The sequence below is a fragment of the Pleomorphomonas diazotrophica genome (assembly GCF_002844595.1).
GTDB classification, from domain to species: domain Bacteria; phylum Pseudomonadota; class Alphaproteobacteria; order Rhizobiales; family Pleomorphomonadaceae; genus Pleomorphomonas; species Pleomorphomonas diazotrophica.
The window spans coordinates 32,072-46,098 of sequence record NZ_PJNW01000008.1 but is presented as its reverse complement, the minus strand read 5'-3'; the positions used below and the strand labels follow the sequence as shown (position 1 = coordinate 46,098).

The following is a 14,027-nucleotide window of genomic DNA, read 5'->3' as shown; positions in this document are numbered from 1 at the left end:
GGTCAATTAAGGCGGATCGACACGCTCCGCGCATGCCCGCCAAGCCCCTCGACTTCGGCAAGGGCGATGGCGGCCGGGCCGATCTGTCTCAACGCCATCGGCGGCACCTTCAGAAGCGACGTGCGCTTCATGAAATCGAGCACGCCTAGACCCGACGAGAAGCGGGCCGAGCGCGCGGTGGGCAACACGTGGTTGGAGCCGCCGACATAGTCGCCGACGGCTTCCGGTGTGTGATGACCAATGAAGATGGCGCCGGCGTTGCGGATGCGGCCCAGCATGGCCTCGGGGTCGGCGACGGCCAGTTCCAGATGTTCGGGCGCGATGCGGTCGCTGAGCGGTATGGCCCCGTCGAGGCTCTCGACCAGGATGACGGCGCCGTAGTCGCGCCAGGAGTCGCTGGCGATGCCGCCGCGCGGCAGTGCCGCGAGTTGGCGTTCGACCGCCTTTTCCACCGCATCGGCGAGGGCGACGTCGTCGGTGATCAGGATGGACTGCGCCGCCTTGTCATGCTCGGCCTGGGCGAGCAGATCGGCGGCGATCCAGTCGGGATCGTTGTCGCGGTCGGCGATGACCAGCACCTCCGACGGACCGGCGATCATGTCGATGCCGACGGTGCCGAACACCCGGCGCTTGGCGGCGGCGACATAGGCGTTGCCGGGGCCGACGATCTTGGCCACCGGCCGGATGGTCTCGGTGCCATAGGCGAGCGCCGCCACCGCCTGCGCGCCGCCGATCCGGTAGACCTCGTCGACGCCGGCGAGCCGGGCGGCGGCCAGCACCAGCGAGTTGACCTCGCCGCCCGGCGTCGGCACCACCATGACCAGACGATCGACGCCGGCCACCTTGGCCGGAACCGCATTCATCAGCACGCTCGAAGGGTAGCTCGCCGTGCCGCCCGGCACGTAGAGGCCCACCGCCTCGATGGCCGTCCAGATCGAGCCCAGTTCGACGCCGATGGCATCGGTGTACCGGTCGTTCCCCGGCTTCTGGCGAGCGTGGTGGCTCTCGATGCGGTCGCGGGCGAGCTTCAGCGCCTCCATAACCTCGGGCTTGACCGCGGCGACGGCCGCATCGATCTCCGCCTCGGAGACGCGGAGGCCGCGGGCACGGCTGTCGAAGCGGTCGAGCTTTCCCGTCCAGTCGTGGAGCGCGGCATCGCCACGGGCGCGCACGTCGGCGATGATGTCGGCAACGGCGGCGTCGACGTCGGCCGACACCTCGCGCTTGGTGGTCAGGAAGGCGGAAAAGCGAGCCTCGAAATCGGGCGCGCGGTCATCGAGGCGGATAGCCACGGGTCTCTCCAGCGGAAGAACGAAAGGATCGGGCGGTCAGTTGAGATCGTGGCGCGGCTGATGCTCGGTGGCCCAGGCGGCGCCGAGATCGGTCAGGCTCGCCTCGATGCACTCGACGTCGAGCCGCATCGATCCGCCGCCGGCAAACTCCAGGAAGATGCGTCCCGACGGGTCGTCGTCCTGCCCCTCGAAGCGGATGGTGAGCAGGCTGACGATGGCATCGGGAAAATCGCGCCGGATATGGGCCGACTTGACCGCGCCGACGCGGGCGAAATGCAGAAGCGTGCGCCGGCGTTCCTTGGTACGGCCGCCGGCCTTTTCCCAGGCAAAGCGGTTGAGTTCCAGGGTAAGGCGATGCTCGGCCGGCCGCCAGACGATGTCGCCGACCTTGCCGACGGCGTCCTGCGCGTGGGCGGCGATCACCTTGAGGTCTTCGGCGTCGAGAGCCGCGAGTTTCAGCATGTCCATGGAGGGTTGTCCGCTCCTGTCAGGGCAGCGGGATGCAAAGGGAGACCTCACCCCGCCGAGGTTGCCTTGAGATAGGGCGGATGAGGCGGCGAAGCAAGGCTTTGCCGCCTGAAGGGCGAAGGGAAACAGGCCGGTTCGCTTCGATGCGGCAAGCGGCGTCAGACCTGACCGGCCATGGCCTCGACAAGTTGGTCGAGCGCGGTGCTCCAACCCTCCTGAAAACCCATGTCCTCGTGCCGCTGCCGCGCCTTGGGGGTCGCATGCATGACATGGGCCCGATAGCGGGTGCCGCCCGCCTCGTCCGAGAAAGTCAGGGCCACGGTGAAGACGAAGTCGGTGTCGCTGGTCGGCTGGGCGTGCGGCCGAAAGCCGGCGGTCAGCGCCGACGTCCAGATGAGACGGCTTTCCGGCTCCACGACCAGATAGGAGTGGGCTCCGGCCACCTCGATGCCTTCGGGCGAGCGCATGACGGTTGCAAAGCGACCGCCCGGCCAAAGATCAATCTGGCAGCTCACCGTCTCCCAGGGACGGGGGCAGAACCACTTCATCAGCGTCTCGGGCTCGGTCCAGGCTTTCCAGATGAGTCGTCGCGGCAGTTGCACGACACGTTCAAAGAGAAGGTCGCGTTCGGGATCGAAGGCGTCGATGGCGATCATGGCGTCCGGTCCTCCCAGAGGCGCTTGGCCGGGGCCGCCATTATGCCGGAGCCGCCGGCCATATCAACGTCCGGCGCGGGCCGCCGAACCGGGCAGATCAGGGCGTCAGCTTGTAGACGACCATGCCGCTCGCCGGGGCGAAGCCGTCGTAGAGACGGCGGGCCGGGTTGTCCTCATAGGTGTGCCAGTAGAGCCGGTTCCAGCCCCTGGCCTTGGCGAGGGCGCGGACATCCTCGATCAATGCCCGGCCGGCGCCGCGGCCGCGGCTTGCCGGATCGACGAAAAGATCTTCGAGGTAGCAGTGCGGCGTCAGCGCCCAACTGCCCTCGTGCAGAAGACAGACGGCGAAGCCGATCACGGCGTCGTCCGCAATGGCGAGGCGGCAGAACACCGGGCTTCCCGGGTCGAGGATGCGCGCCCAGGTATGGGCGGTGACCTCATCCGGCACCGTGCTGTCGAGGTGGGCGAGATAGCCGGCCCAGAGACGGCGCCAGGCTCCCTCGTCGCTCGCCTCGGCCTCGCGGATCACGACATCCATGATATCAGCCGCTGATCCGCTCGATGACGGCGCCGCAGCGGCCGATCTTGTCTTCCAGCCGCTCGAAGCCACGGTCGAGGTGGTAGACGCGGTTGATCACCGTCTCGCCCTCGGCGGCGAGGCCGGCGATCACCAGCGACACCGAAGCGCGGAGATCGGTGGCCATCACCGGTGCGCCCTTCAGGCGCTCGACGCCCTCGACGGTGGCGACCTGCCCTTCCAGACTGATGTGCGCACCGAAACGGGCGAGTTCGGCGACATGCATGAAGCGGTTCTCGAAAATGGTCTCGGTGATGCGGGCGGTGCCGCGCGCCCGGGTCATCAGCGCCATGAATTGCGCCTGCAAGTCCGTCGGGAAGCCGGGGAAGGGATCGGTGACGATGTCGGCGGCCACGATGCCGGCCCCGTTGCGCCGAACGCGCAGGCCGCTGTTGGTCTCGTCGATCTCGGTGCCGACCTGACGCAGCACCTCGATGGGCGCTTCCAGCAAGGACGCCTCGGCGCCCTCCAGCAGCACGTCGCCGCCGGTCATCGCCACGGCCATGGCATAGGTGCCGGTCTCGATGCGATCGGCAACGACGCGGTGACGGGCACCGCGCAGGCGGTCGACGCCTTCGATGACGATGGTCGACGTGCCGGCGCCGGTGATGCGCGCGCCCATGGCGGAGAGGCAGCGGGCGAGGTCGACCACCTCGGGCTCGCGGGCGGCGTTCTCGATCACCGTCTCGCCCTTGGCGAGCGTCGCCGCCATCATGATGACGTGGGTGGCGCCGACCGACACCTTGGGGAAGACGACGCGGTTGCCGACAAGGCCGCCCGGCGCCTTGGCCACCACATAGCCGCCCTCGACGTCGATGTTGGCGCCCAGCTTCTCGAGACCCATCAGGAACAGGTCGACCGGCCGCGTGCCGATGGCGCAGCCGCCGGGCAGCGACACGCGCGCCGCGTGCATGCGGGCGAGAAGCGGCCCGATCACCCAGAAGCTCGCACGCATCGTGGAGACCAGCTCATAGGGCGCGGTGGTGTCGGTGATCGAGCGGGCGGTGAGCGACACGGTCTGGCCGGTCAGAAGCCCTTCGCCCTGGCGCTTGCCGTTGACGCCGTAGTCGACGCCATGATTGACGAGGATATTGGTGAGCTGACGCACGTCGGCGAGACGGGGCACGTTTTCCAGCGTCAGCGTCTCGTCGGTCAGCAGGCTGGCGATCATCAGCGGCAGGGCCGCATTCTTGGCGCCGGAAATCGGAATGATGCCGTTGAGCGGGTTGCCGCCGACGATCCTGATCTTGTCCATCTTCACCTCTGGCCGGCGACGCCGGCAAAAATCCATGTTCGGTCGTGCGGCCCGCGGCGCTACTCGTCGGCGCCGCCCGGCGTCTTGGCCTGATCCGGCTGCGCCGCGGCGAGCCCGGCCCGCTGGTCGGCCTCGCCGGCACGACGGCCGCGCGCCTGCGCCTTGCGCTTCAGCAGGTTTTCGCGCAGGGCCTCGGCAAGACGCCGCTCCCGTTCCGCCTTGGCGTCGCGTCCCGCGCCGCCCCTTGTCGTGCCGTCGTCGCCTGCCATGATGCCGCGCCGTCCCTTTCCGGCTTTCCTTGCGATCCTTTTCGCCGCCTTTCAAGGAATTTCGTCAGCAAAGCCGGCTTTTCCCGCGAGCAAGGCACGCGCAAAGCGGCGAGAAGCCCTTTCGCGGCGTTTTCGCTTCCATGCGGCGGGCTGTTGGCGGAACTATGGCGGCCGGGATGCCACCCAACTAGAGGGTGGTCGTCGGAAGGGAACCCCGACGCACGGCCGACATCGGCACCAGATGCTCGCCCGCTGCCGGCTTTGCCCCGAGCAGCAACTCGATGGCGAGTTGCCCCATGTTCCCGTGCGGCAGCGCTATGGTGGTGAGGCCGGGGCGGAGATAGGACGCCAGCTCGTCATTGTCGAAGGAGATCAGCGCCACGTCGCCGGGGATCGACAGGTGGGCCTCGCCGAGGGCCTGATAGGCGCCGAACGCCAGGCGGTCGTTGAGGCAGAGCAGCCCTTTCGGGCGCTCCTTGCGGAGCAGGCGCCGCACCAGGTCGTAGCCGTTCGCCACCTCCCAATCCCAGGAGCTCAGCTCGGTGGCGAAGGTCAGCCCATGGGCGGCCATCTCGGCCCGGATGCCGGCGAGACGCCGCGAAATGGGCTCGGAGCGGAACTGCCCGCGCTCGTCCTCGGGATTGTGCCCGAGCAGCACGAGGCGATCGGTGACGCCTGCCTCCACCAGAAGCCGAACCGCGGTCCGGCCGCCCTCGAACTCGTCCGGCAGCACCGAGGTTGGAAAGCGGGCGTTGGTGCCGTTCAACATGACAGTCGGCACGGGAATGGCGATATCCGGAAGAAAAACCTCGCGGGCCCGCATGGCCGCCAGAATCACCCCGTCGACCTGACGGTCGAGCGCCGCCTCGATCGCCCGCAGCGTCCGCGCCGGCTCGCCGCCGGTCTCCAGCACCAAGAGGACGTTCTTGGCAGCGTCTGCGGCGGACAGCGCACCGCGAATGAGCCCGCTGGCAAAACGGGTGGTCGCGACATAGTCTGAAATGAAGGCGATCGATCGCGACTGATCGGTCCTGAGGGCACGGGCCGCCACGTTGGGACGATAGCCGAGCTCCGCCGCAGCGGCATGCACCTTGGCATGCGCTTCGGCAGAAAGACGGGTGTCCGGCCGGCCGGTGAGAATCATCGATGCGGCCGTCGGCGACAACCCGGCAAGGCGGGCGACGTCGGCCAGAGTGACCCGCTTTTTCTGCACTCGTTCGCTTCTCCGCTACTGCAGCTCTTTCAGCCCGCGTCCATCACCATTGGGATAGCCGGACCTAAGGCCACTTGACAACTTTCGCCGCCCATTGCATTTGCTAAATGGTTTTAGCAAGGATGGTTTAGCAAAGGGCTGTGGGACGCACCATGGTTTTCTGCCCGCCACAAAGCTGGGTCTGGGATTTCTGGATCGCCGATGACGGGGCGACCTATCATCTCTATTTCCTCAATGCTCCCAGGTCGCTCGGCCACCCCGACGCCCGCCACCGCAACGCCCGCATCGGGCATGCCGTTTCCACCGACCTCCGGCACTGGACCGATCGTGGGCCGGTTCTCGAACGCGGTGAGGAGGAGGCCTTCGACGCGACGGCCGTCTGGACGGGTTGCGTGGTGCGCGACGACACCGGGCTCTGGCGCATGTTCTACACCGGCGCACGCTTTCTGTCCGAGAAAGGGCCAGCCAATGTCGAGACGGTGGGGCTTGCGGTATCGACCGACCTCAATGTCTGGAAGAAGCGCCCCGGCTCGCTCTTGTCGGCCGATCGCCGCTGGTACGAAACGCTGGGCTCGTCGCCCTGGCCCGAAGAGGCTTGGCGCGACCCTTGGGTGTTCCGCGGCACCGATGGCAACTGGCACATGCTGTTAACGGCGCGAAGCCGCGATGGCGACCCGCTCGACCGGGGGATCGTCGGCCATGCCACGTCGAGGGATCTCGATCACTGGCTGGCGGCGCCGCCATTGTCACTACCGGGCAGTGGCTACGCTCATATCGAAGTCATGCAGATCGTCGACGTCGGGGGCTGCGCCCACATGGTCTTCAGTTGCGACAGCAGCAAGCTCGCCGGTGACAGGGCCGGGGGTATCGGCGGCATCTGGACGATGCCGCTGGCCTCACTCGACCACGTCTGCCCGTCGGAGGCGCGGCTTCTGCTGCCCGAAAGCCATTATTCCGGTCGCGTCGTGTGCGACCGGCAGAAAAAGCCGATGCTTCTCGCTTGCCTCTTTGAGGGCGGCGACGTCGTCGGCCTTTCCGACCCGATGGCCCTGACGGTCGATGCCGACGGCTACCTTGCCTTGGAGGACAGATGATGGCGCCCCTCATCTCCGGCACCATGGCTCCCGGCTTCGAACCACTGGCAGACGCCTTTGCCGACAGCTTTGCGGGCCATCCGACCATGGGCGCGGCGCTTTCGGTGCGGATCGACGGCGAGACGGTCGTCGACCTCTGGGGCGGCATCGCCGACGAACGCGATGGTCGCGCCTGGACTGACGACACGCCCTCGGTGGTCTTCTCCTGCACCAAGGGGCTGCTGTCGATCCTGGCGGCGCGCCTCGTGCAAGACGGGCGCCTTTCCTATGACGATCCGGTGAGCCGCCACTGGCCGGAGTTCGCGACGGCCGGCAAGGCGAAGGTCACCGTCGGCGACGCCCTGTCCCATCGGGCCGGTCTGTCGGCGACGCGGGCCGACCTTACCGAGGCCGATATCGTCGATTGGGACCGCATGGCGGCCGTGCTGGCGGCGCAGGAGCCGCTGTGGGAACCGGGCACCGGTTATGCCTACCATGCCATCACCCACGGCTGGCTCAATGGCGAGGTGATCAGGCGGATCGCCGGCTGCAGCGTCGGCCGCCTGTTTCAGGAGATGATCGCCGGCCCGCTTGGCGTCGACGCCTGGATCGGCTTGCCGGACAGCGAGGCGGATCGGCCGGCCCATCTGCAAGTCAGTCCGGCGCTCAGCGAACTCTGGGCCACGGAAGCGCTGAAGCCCGCCCCCAACTGGCCCTACCGCGCGATGACGCTGGGGTCGGCGCTGCCCGCCGACCTCGTCACTGCCGATGGCGGCTTCAACGACCGCCGCATCAGGGCGGCCGAGATACCCGGGGCCGGCGGCATCGCCTCGGCACGGGCTCTCGCCGCCATCTGGTCGGCGACAGTGGTTTCCACCAGCGGCGTCCGCCTGCTCGACGACGAGACAATTGCTGCCGCCACCAAGGAGCGGTCGGGCGGCGAGCCGGTGTTCGCGGCCATTCCGCCCTACGCGCGCTGGGGTGCCGGTTTTCAGCTCGATTCGGAGGCCCGCCGCTACACCGGGCCGAAATGCTTCGGGCATGACGGCGCCGGCGGCCAGGTTGGCTTTGCCGATCCGGAACGCCGGATCGGGTTTGGCTTCGTCACCAACTGGATGATGGGGCCTGAGGATCGGCGGGCGACGGCGATCATCGACGCGCTGCGCTCGCTGGTGTGAGGAGGCCGCCGACGTCCGTGGCTGAGGAGCCGGGCGGCGCGGCGGGAGATGGAGACGGAGCGGCCAGCCGCCGCTTGCCGGCGTATAAGGAGGAGATGATCATGAGAGCCAGGCTTTCCACAAGGCTGTTGTTCGGCGTCGCCCTTCCGGTGACGCTCCTGTCCGGCGGCGCTGAGGCCGCGCCAAGCTGCGGCGCCGATCCGGTGGTGCTCAACGCCTATTTCGAGACGGGTTTCCCATTGCCGACCAAGCTGGCCGAAGAGTTCACCCGGCAGTTTCCGAACGTGACCTTCGACATCAAGGAAGACCAGTTCGCCAACCTCCTGGAGAACAGCCCGCGCACGCTGTCGGAGGACGACGCGCCGGATCTCATCCGGCTGCCGACCATGAGCGATCTCGTCGCCAACGACCTCCTCGCCAACCTCGACCCCTATTTCACGGCCTTCGGCTGGGACAAGTTCCCGCCGTCGCAGCTCGTTCAGTTGCGGGTCGAGCAGGGCGGACGGCCGCGCGGCAGCGGCTCGCTCTATGCCATGGGTCTCAACTACTCGATGACCGGCGTGTTCTACAACAAGGAGCTGGCCGCCAAGGTCGGGATGACGGAAGCGCCGAAGTCGCTGGCCGATCTCGACGCCGCCCTCGCCAAGGCCAAGGAGGCCGGCATCCAGCCGATCATGCAGTGGAACAAGGCCACCGGCGGCCTCGCCTTCCCGCTGCAGAACCTGATGGGCGCCTATGGCGCGCCGGAGCCGATCAACGACTGGATCTTCCAGAAGGACGGCGCCAGTATCGACACGCCCGACAATCTCAAGGCGGCCCAGCATCTCGAAGGCTGGATCAAGGCCGGCTACTTCCCGAAGGACGCCAACGCCATCGAGTATTTCCAGATGATGAGCCGCTTCATCGGCGGTGAAGGCCTGTTCATGTTCAACGGCGACTGGGAATCCGGCAATCTCGACAAGCAGGCGACGGGCAAATTCGGCTTCTTCTTGATGCCCTCCGTCGAGGCCGGCGGCCGCCATGCCGCCATGTCGGCCCCGCTCACCTTCGGCATCGCTGCCAAGGCGGCCCACGCCGATTGCGCCGCCTTCTTCCTCAACTGGGTGGCGACCAACCCCGACGCGCGCAAAATCAACGTGGAAGTCGGCGGTTCCAACCCCGGCGGCCCGGCCGACCTGCCGATCCCCGCGGTGACGCCCGGCTCGGTGACCGAGGCGACGCTGGCCGCCGGCCAGACGCTCGCCAAGGACAACGGCGCCATGGACTTCATCGCCAACGCCACCGGCGCCATCTTCGCCTCGGGCTGGACGCCCGAACTTCAGAAGATGATTGGCGGGCAGCAGACGGCGGATGGCCTGCTGAAGGCGGTCCAGAAGGAATACGAGACCCAACTCTCCCGCTGAGCGGCGAGAGACGAAGAAGACGAGCGGAGCCCGGCATGACCGACGGAACGCCCCTCACCGACGCTCGGCCGCGGGCCTTGCGACTTCTGCCGACCGGGCGGAGCCGCAGGGCTCGATATACGGCCATACTGTTCGTGTTGCCGGCCTTCACAGCCTATGCCGTGTTCGTGCTGGCTCCGCTCATCATGTCGCTCTACTACTCGACGCTGCGTTGGGACGGCATCGGCAAGGCCCGGTTCACCGGGCTTGCCAACTATGTGACGGTGCTGACCGACCCCGACCTTCTCTCGATCATCGGCAACGCCTTCGAGCTGGTGCTCTATTTCACGGTGATCCCGGTCCTGCTCGGCCTCGCCGTGGCCTCAGCGATCCGCGGCCACATGGCCGGCACCTTCGGCACGCTGACGCGCACGGTTCTGTTCCTGCCGCAGGTGATCCCGCTGGTCGCCGCCGGTATCGCCTGGAGCTGGATGTTCGCCTCGACCGGTCTCGTCAATCAGATGTTGACCGCCGTCGGCCTTGCCGACTGGACGCGCGGGTGGCTCGGCGACTTCGACTTCGCCCTGCCCGCCGTTGGCATCATCGGCGCCTGGGTGCTGCTCGGCCTCTGCACCATGCTGCTGGTCACCGGCATCACCAAGATCGATCCCAGCCTCTACGAGGCGGCCCGGCTCGACGGCGCCAGACCCTGGCACGAGTTCCGCTACGTCACGCTGCCCGGCCTCCGGCAGGAGATCGGCGTCTGCGTCACGGTCACCGTCATCTCGGCACTGGCCAGCTTCGACATCGTCTACATCGCGACCGGCGGCGGCCCCGGCATCACCACCATGGTGCCCGGCCTCGAAATCTACCGGCTCGCCTTCGCCCACCGGCAGGTCGGCCTCGCCTCGGCGCTGGCCATCGTCCTGATGGTGCTGGTGCTGATCGCCATCACCCCCGTCCAGTGGTACGCGCGAGAGAAGAAATGACGGCTGCCAAACCCAAGACCTGGCTGGCGCGCCTCCTTCTCGCGCTGTTGATGACGGTGACGCTGCTGCCGTTCCTCAGCATGTTCACGGCGGCGCTCGCTCCGTCTGGCAGCTATCCGAACGGCCTCAGCTGGCCAGCCGATCCGCAATGGAGCAACTTTGCCAGGGCCTTCGAGGCGGCCAACATGGGTCAGCTCGTGCTATCGAGCACGCTGATCGTGCTCGGCGTCGTACCGGTGTCGGTGCTGGCGGCCACCATGGCCGGCTATGGCCTCGCCAAGCTGACCGGCGGCCGCAACAGGTGGATCTATCTCGTGTTCGTCGCCGGCCTGACGCTGCCCTTCGAGGCGGTGATCACCCCGCTCTATTACGAGGTCCGCGCCTTCGGCCTGCTCAATACCCGATTTGCCATCATCCTGCCGCTGATCGGCCTCTACATGCCCTTCTCGGTCTACTGGATGCGCGCCCATTTCCTCAACGTGCCCAACGACCTCACCGAGGCGGCGCAGCTCGACGGCGCCACGCGCTGGAAGGAGTTCTGGCTCGTCCAGGTGCCGCTCGCCCGCCCGGCCATCATGTCGCTGACCATCCTCCTGTTCCTGTGGACCTGGAACCAGTTCCTGCTGCCGGTGGTGCTGGTGAAGGACCCGAGCCGACGCACGATGGCCGGCGCCCTCGGCGCCTTCCAGGGGCAATGGGGCACCGACGTACCGCTGCTCTGTGCCGGCTCGCTGCTCATTCTGGCCCCGACCGTCCTGTTGTTCCTGGCCTTCCAGCGCCACTTCGTCGCGGCGCTCCTTCAGGGCTCGGTCAAGGGATGACGCGCCGCTTTACTTGAGACGGGCGCAAGCCCCGCATGGGAGACGCATCAATGGCCGGGCTGAAACTTCAGGACGTGCGCAAGAATTTCGGCGCCGTCGAGGTGATCAAGGGTGTCGACCTCGAGGTCGAGCACGGCGAGTTCGTGGTGTTCGTCGGCCCGTCCGGCTGCGGCAAGTCGACGCTCTTGAGAATGATCGCCGGCCTCGAGGAAACCACCTCCGGCCGGTTGGAAATCGGCGACCGCCTCGTCAACGACGTCGAGCCGCGCGATCGCGGCGTCGCCATGGTGTTCCAGTCCTATGCGCTCTACCCGCACATGACGGTCTACGACAACGTAGGCTTCGGGCTGAAGCTCGCCGGCACGCCGAAGGCGGTGCGCGACGCCAAGATCCGCGCGGCGGCGCGGGTGCTTCAGATGGAGCATCTGCTCGACCGCAAGCCGGCCCAGCTCTCCGGTGGTCAGCGGCAACGCGTCGCCATCGGCCGGGCCATCGTGCGCGAGCCCGACGTGTTCCTGTTCGACGAACCTCTCAGCAACCTCGACGCGGCGCTGCGCGTCGACATGCGCATGGAGCTGGCGCGCCTGCACACCGACCTCGGCGCCACCATGGTCTACGTGACGCATGACCAGGTCGAAGCCATGACGCTGGCCGACAAGATCGTCGTGCTGGAGGGCGGCATCGTGCAGCAGGTCGGCTCGCCGCTCGACCTTTACAACCGGCCCGCCAACCTGTTCGTCGCCGGCTTCATCGGCTCGCCGAAGATGAACTTCCTCGCGGTGACCGTCGACAGCGTGACCGACGATGCCATTCGCCTCGCAAGCCCGTTGCTCGCGGCGCCGGCCGTGGCTGCGCCCCGCTCGTGGATGCTTCCCGGCGACAGGCTCACCCTGGGCATCCGTCCTCACGCGCTGCTGCTCGACGACACCGGGCCGATCGGCGGCGAGGTGACGCTGGTCGAGCGCCTCGGCAACGAGACGATCGTCCGCATCCGGCTTGACGCGGCAACCGAGGTCACGGCCGCCCTGGCCGGCCAGCGCGACGTCGCCTTGGGAGCCGCTGCCCGCCTCGGCTTGGCGCCGGATGATGCACATCTCTTTGATAACGACGGGCGGCGGCTCTGACGGACGGTCGCCCACGGGGCCCGTCCATTCATCAAGCTCCGCCTCCGTCTTCGCTCTGTCCCGAGTCCGCTGAAGCTGCCCCGCCTGGGGCCCGCGCGGCTTTGGCCATTGATTTCGCCGGCAAAGCCCGTCTTTACCGGACCTCATCGCGGGCCAACCTGCCACACCCGCTTTTTTGCCGTTCAAATTCCTGCTGACGGGGTTGCACGGTGGAACGAACTGTGGCAGGAGAACGCCCGTCCCCGACGAGCGGTCGCGAGGCCTTCCGGCGGACAAAAGATGCTGCGGTAGCTCAGTGGTAGAGCACTCCCTTGGTAAGGGAGAGGTCGAGAGTTCAATCCTCTCTCGCAGCACCATTAATCCCTTGAAATAGCTGAGCTTTTCCTAAGAATTCCGCGGGTTTCTGTGCAAAATCGGGCTAGCACGCTGTTAGCACGCAGATTCTCGGGCCATGAAATTCAAGGGGTTAGGGGTAGCCTTGAGCGTGCTATTAGCACGCACCTAGCACACCGACGCAGCACAGTAACTCGCTGGTGGCGACCAGCCGAACGCCCAACAGCGTATTTCTACGGTCAGGCTAAGCGTCCTCAGGCTCGGCTCGCCGCGTCCAAATCCACAAAAAGGACTTCGCACGAAGCGCTCGATATTGAAGCGCACGTTGGCGAGCTAAAAAACTATCCTAGCCGATGAAGCTTTCCACCGAGATTGATAAGGTAACCATAGCGAACCCCATCTCTCCGTTGGTCCACGGGTATTTCACCAACCCCAATTTCAAACCCTCCCAAAGGCGCCATATGATACGCCGCAAGAAAAGCCATCAATAGTTCCGCCCCGGTTAGGGTACTATCAAGTAAGTAGTTCATAAAATCACTAATACAAGCCTTCTCAAACGGGGTATCCTTATGAATTACCTCAATCGAGGGCTCGACCAGATTTTTGTTGGGCGAAATCTGATAGTCAGTCAGGACTATACGCTGCCCCGACTTGGGATGTTCAATGCAATGTCTGACATTCCTTGCCGCCTTGCCGAACACAGCGATATTTTTCGCAACTTCAACGAATTTCTCATCTCCCGCGAGCGTCCCAGAAAGATACTTCGACAGACCATCGAGCCAAGGTCCAGCCCCCCGGAGGGTTTCTTCGCCATAGAATACACATGCTAATTTATAGATATTTATCAACGCATGATCTATTTTTTGAATAACGCTCTTTGTCCTGGCTCCGATATTCGGAAGCGACGGCAACACAACAACACCTCCCTCGGGGTATATCTTTTTCTCTCTGTTCTTCAAAATCACGTCTTCAATATCTGAAATGATGGATTTTGCAGATAACAAATCCTCCATTATATCAAACACAACTAATAATGCGGCTTCATAATCCACCCCGACCGCAACTCTCTCTTTCCTAAACAGCCCATATCCAGTCAAGAATGTTCTTATAACCACATCATCAAGCGCCCCAGCCTCAACGACCTTCTGCATCGCGTTTGGAATATCTTCTCTAGTTCTATTAGGATCAATATCGTCCGCAAGTATTACGCTGTAGATAACCCTATCTTTTACAACGTAAAGGTTATTCTGGATAGGGATAATAGCTCTGATCTCGCCTTCGCTCTCATCGCCAACTTTGAAACTCAAGGCGGAGTCTCTGATCTCGTCTATCCGTCGATTAGGGGTATTCTCGTCGCTCATGACTCAATTCCAAGCATACCGCCGCTCACCGAGTGT

14 protein-coding genes and 1 tRNA gene are annotated in these 14,027 nt (G+C 65.5%); 7 read left to right on the top strand and 8 right to left on the bottom strand.

Annotation, left to right across the window (positions count from 1 at the left end; genetic code table 11):
* Nucleotides 1-2 precede the first annotated feature (2 nt).
* The 7 genes from hisD to CXZ10_RS11350 form a co-directional block, all read right to left on the bottom strand.
* On the bottom strand, nt 3-1,292 hold the full coding sequence (gene hisD / locus CXZ10_RS11380; protein WP_101289342.1) for a histidinol dehydrogenase: 1,290 nt from the start codon (nt 1,290-1,292) through the stop codon (nt 3-5).
* Nucleotides 1,293-1,328: 36 nt separating this feature from the next.
* Entirely contained in the window at nt 1,329-1,760 is a 432-nt protein-coding gene (locus CXZ10_RS11375) for a DUF2948 family protein (protein WP_101289340.1), read from the bottom strand.
* A gap of 158 nt (nt 1,761-1,918) precedes the next feature.
* Nucleotides 1,919-2,416: an SRPBCC family protein gene (locus tag CXZ10_RS11370; protein WP_101289338.1), complete on the bottom strand. Its 498-nt coding sequence runs from the start codon at nt 2,414-2,416 to the stop codon at nt 1,919-1,921.
* Between the two features lie 97 nt (nt 2,417-2,513).
* Nucleotides 2,514-2,954: a GNAT family N-acetyltransferase gene (locus CXZ10_RS11365; protein WP_101289336.1), complete on the bottom strand. Its 441-nt coding sequence runs from the start codon at nt 2,952-2,954 to the stop codon at nt 2,514-2,516.
* Between the two features lie 4 nt (nt 2,955-2,958).
* On the bottom strand, nt 2,959-4,248 hold the full coding sequence (murA, locus tag CXZ10_RS11360; protein ID WP_101289334.1) for a UDP-N-acetylglucosamine 1-carboxyvinyltransferase: 1,290 nt from the start codon (nt 4,246-4,248) through the stop codon (nt 2,959-2,961).
* A gap of 59 nt (nt 4,249-4,307) precedes the next feature.
* Entirely contained in the window at nt 4,308-4,517 is a 210-nt protein-coding gene (locus CXZ10_RS11355) for a hypothetical protein (protein ID WP_101289332.1), read from the bottom strand.
* 187 nt (nt 4,518-4,704) lie between these two features.
* Nucleotides 4,705-5,730 (bottom strand): LacI family DNA-binding transcriptional regulator, encoded by a 1,026-nt coding sequence (locus CXZ10_RS11350; protein ID WP_101289330.1) that lies wholly within the window; start codon nt 5,728-5,730, stop codon nt 4,705-4,707.
* A 152-nt stretch (nt 5,731-5,882) separates the two neighbouring features.
* Between CXZ10_RS11350 and CXZ10_RS11345 the strand changes: the two genes are divergently transcribed.
* The 7 genes from CXZ10_RS11345 to CXZ10_RS11315 all read left to right on the top strand — a co-directional run bounded on the left by CXZ10_RS11345 (nt 5,883) and on the right by CXZ10_RS11315 (nt 12,653).
* The gene (locus CXZ10_RS11345) at nt 5,883-6,824 is read left to right on the top strand and encodes a glycoside hydrolase family 68 protein (protein WP_101289328.1); all 942 of its coding nucleotides are present in this window, start codon (nt 5,883-5,885) and stop codon (nt 6,822-6,824) included.
* The gene (locus CXZ10_RS11340) at nt 6,821-7,981 is read left to right on the top strand and encodes a serine hydrolase domain-containing protein (protein WP_210199910.1); all 1,161 of its coding nucleotides are present in this window, start codon (nt 6,821-6,823) and stop codon (nt 7,979-7,981) included. Before CXZ10_RS11345 ends, CXZ10_RS11340 begins: the two co-directional genes overlap by 4 nt.
* A 101-nt stretch (nt 7,982-8,082) precedes the next feature.
* Complete coding sequence (locus CXZ10_RS11335) at nt 8,083-9,384, top strand: ABC transporter substrate-binding protein (RefSeq protein ID WP_210199909.1); 1,302 nt, start codon at nt 8,083-8,085, stop codon at nt 9,382-9,384.
* 35 nt (nt 9,385-9,419) lie between these two features.
* Nucleotides 9,420-10,352 (top strand): carbohydrate ABC transporter permease, encoded by a 933-nt coding sequence (locus CXZ10_RS11330; RefSeq protein ID WP_101289322.1) that lies wholly within the window; start codon nt 9,420-9,422, stop codon nt 10,350-10,352.
* Nucleotides 10,349-11,173 carry a carbohydrate ABC transporter permease gene (locus tag CXZ10_RS11325; RefSeq protein ID WP_101289320.1) on the top strand — a complete coding sequence of 275 codons (825 nt, stop codon included), beginning with the start codon at nt 10,349-10,351 and terminating at the stop codon, nt 11,171-11,173. Before CXZ10_RS11330 ends, CXZ10_RS11325 begins: the two co-directional genes overlap by 4 nt.
* 50 nt (nt 11,174-11,223) lie before the next feature.
* Nucleotides 11,224-12,297: an ABC transporter ATP-binding protein gene (locus tag CXZ10_RS11320; RefSeq protein ID WP_101289318.1), complete on the top strand. Its 1,074-nt coding sequence runs from the start codon at nt 11,224-11,226 to the stop codon at nt 12,295-12,297.
* Nucleotides 12,298-12,578: 281 nt separating this feature from the next.
* A tRNA-Thr gene (locus tag CXZ10_RS11315) sits at nt 12,579-12,653 on the top strand.
* A 318-nt stretch (nt 12,654-12,971) separates the two neighbouring features.
* Here the strand turns inward: CXZ10_RS11315 and CXZ10_RS11310 are convergent.
* Nucleotides 12,972-13,991: a hypothetical protein gene (locus tag CXZ10_RS11310; RefSeq protein ID WP_101289316.1), complete on the bottom strand. Its 1,020-nt coding sequence runs from the start codon at nt 13,989-13,991 to the stop codon at nt 12,972-12,974.
* Nucleotides 13,992-14,027 lie beyond the last annotated feature (36 nt).

Excerpts from the sequence above, each read along its gene's own strand:
- CXZ10_RS11375 (WP_101289340.1), bottom strand. The coding sequence starts at position 1,760 with ATGGACATGCTGAAACTCGCGGCTCTCGACGCCGAAGACCTCAAGGTG.
- CXZ10_RS11370 (WP_101289338.1), bottom strand. The coding sequence starts at position 2,416 with ATGATCGCCATCGACGCCTTCGATCCCGAACGCGACCTTCTCTTTGAA.
- CXZ10_RS11365 (WP_101289336.1), bottom strand. The coding sequence starts at position 2,954 with ATGGATGTCGTGATCCGCGAGGCCGAGGCGAGCGACGAGGGAGCCTGG.
- murA (WP_101289334.1), bottom strand. The coding sequence starts at position 4,248 with ATGGACAAGATCAGGATCGTCGGCGGCAACCCGCTCAACGGCATCATT.
- CXZ10_RS11355 (WP_101289332.1), bottom strand. The coding sequence starts at position 4,517 with ATGGCAGGCGACGACGGCACGACAAGGGGCGGCGCGGGACGCGACGCC.
- CXZ10_RS11345 (WP_101289328.1), top strand. The coding sequence starts at position 5,883 with ATGGTTTTCTGCCCGCCACAAAGCTGGGTCTGGGATTTCTGGATCGCC.
- CXZ10_RS11340 (WP_210199910.1), top strand. The coding sequence starts at position 6,821 with ATGATGGCGCCCCTCATCTCCGGCACCATGGCTCCCGGCTTCGAACCA.
- CXZ10_RS11335 (WP_210199909.1), top strand. The coding sequence starts at position 8,083 with ATGAGAGCCAGGCTTTCCACAAGGCTGTTGTTCGGCGTCGCCCTTCCG.
- CXZ10_RS11330 (WP_101289322.1), top strand. The coding sequence starts at position 9,420 with ATGACCGACGGAACGCCCCTCACCGACGCTCGGCCGCGGGCCTTGCGA.
- CXZ10_RS11325 (WP_101289320.1), top strand. The coding sequence starts at position 10,349 with ATGACGGCTGCCAAACCCAAGACCTGGCTGGCGCGCCTCCTTCTCGCG.
- CXZ10_RS11320 (WP_101289318.1), top strand. The coding sequence starts at position 11,224 with ATGGCCGGGCTGAAACTTCAGGACGTGCGCAAGAATTTCGGCGCCGTC.
- CXZ10_RS11310 (WP_101289316.1), bottom strand. The coding sequence starts at position 13,991 with ATGAGCGACGAGAATACCCCTAATCGACGGATAGACGAGATCAGAGAC.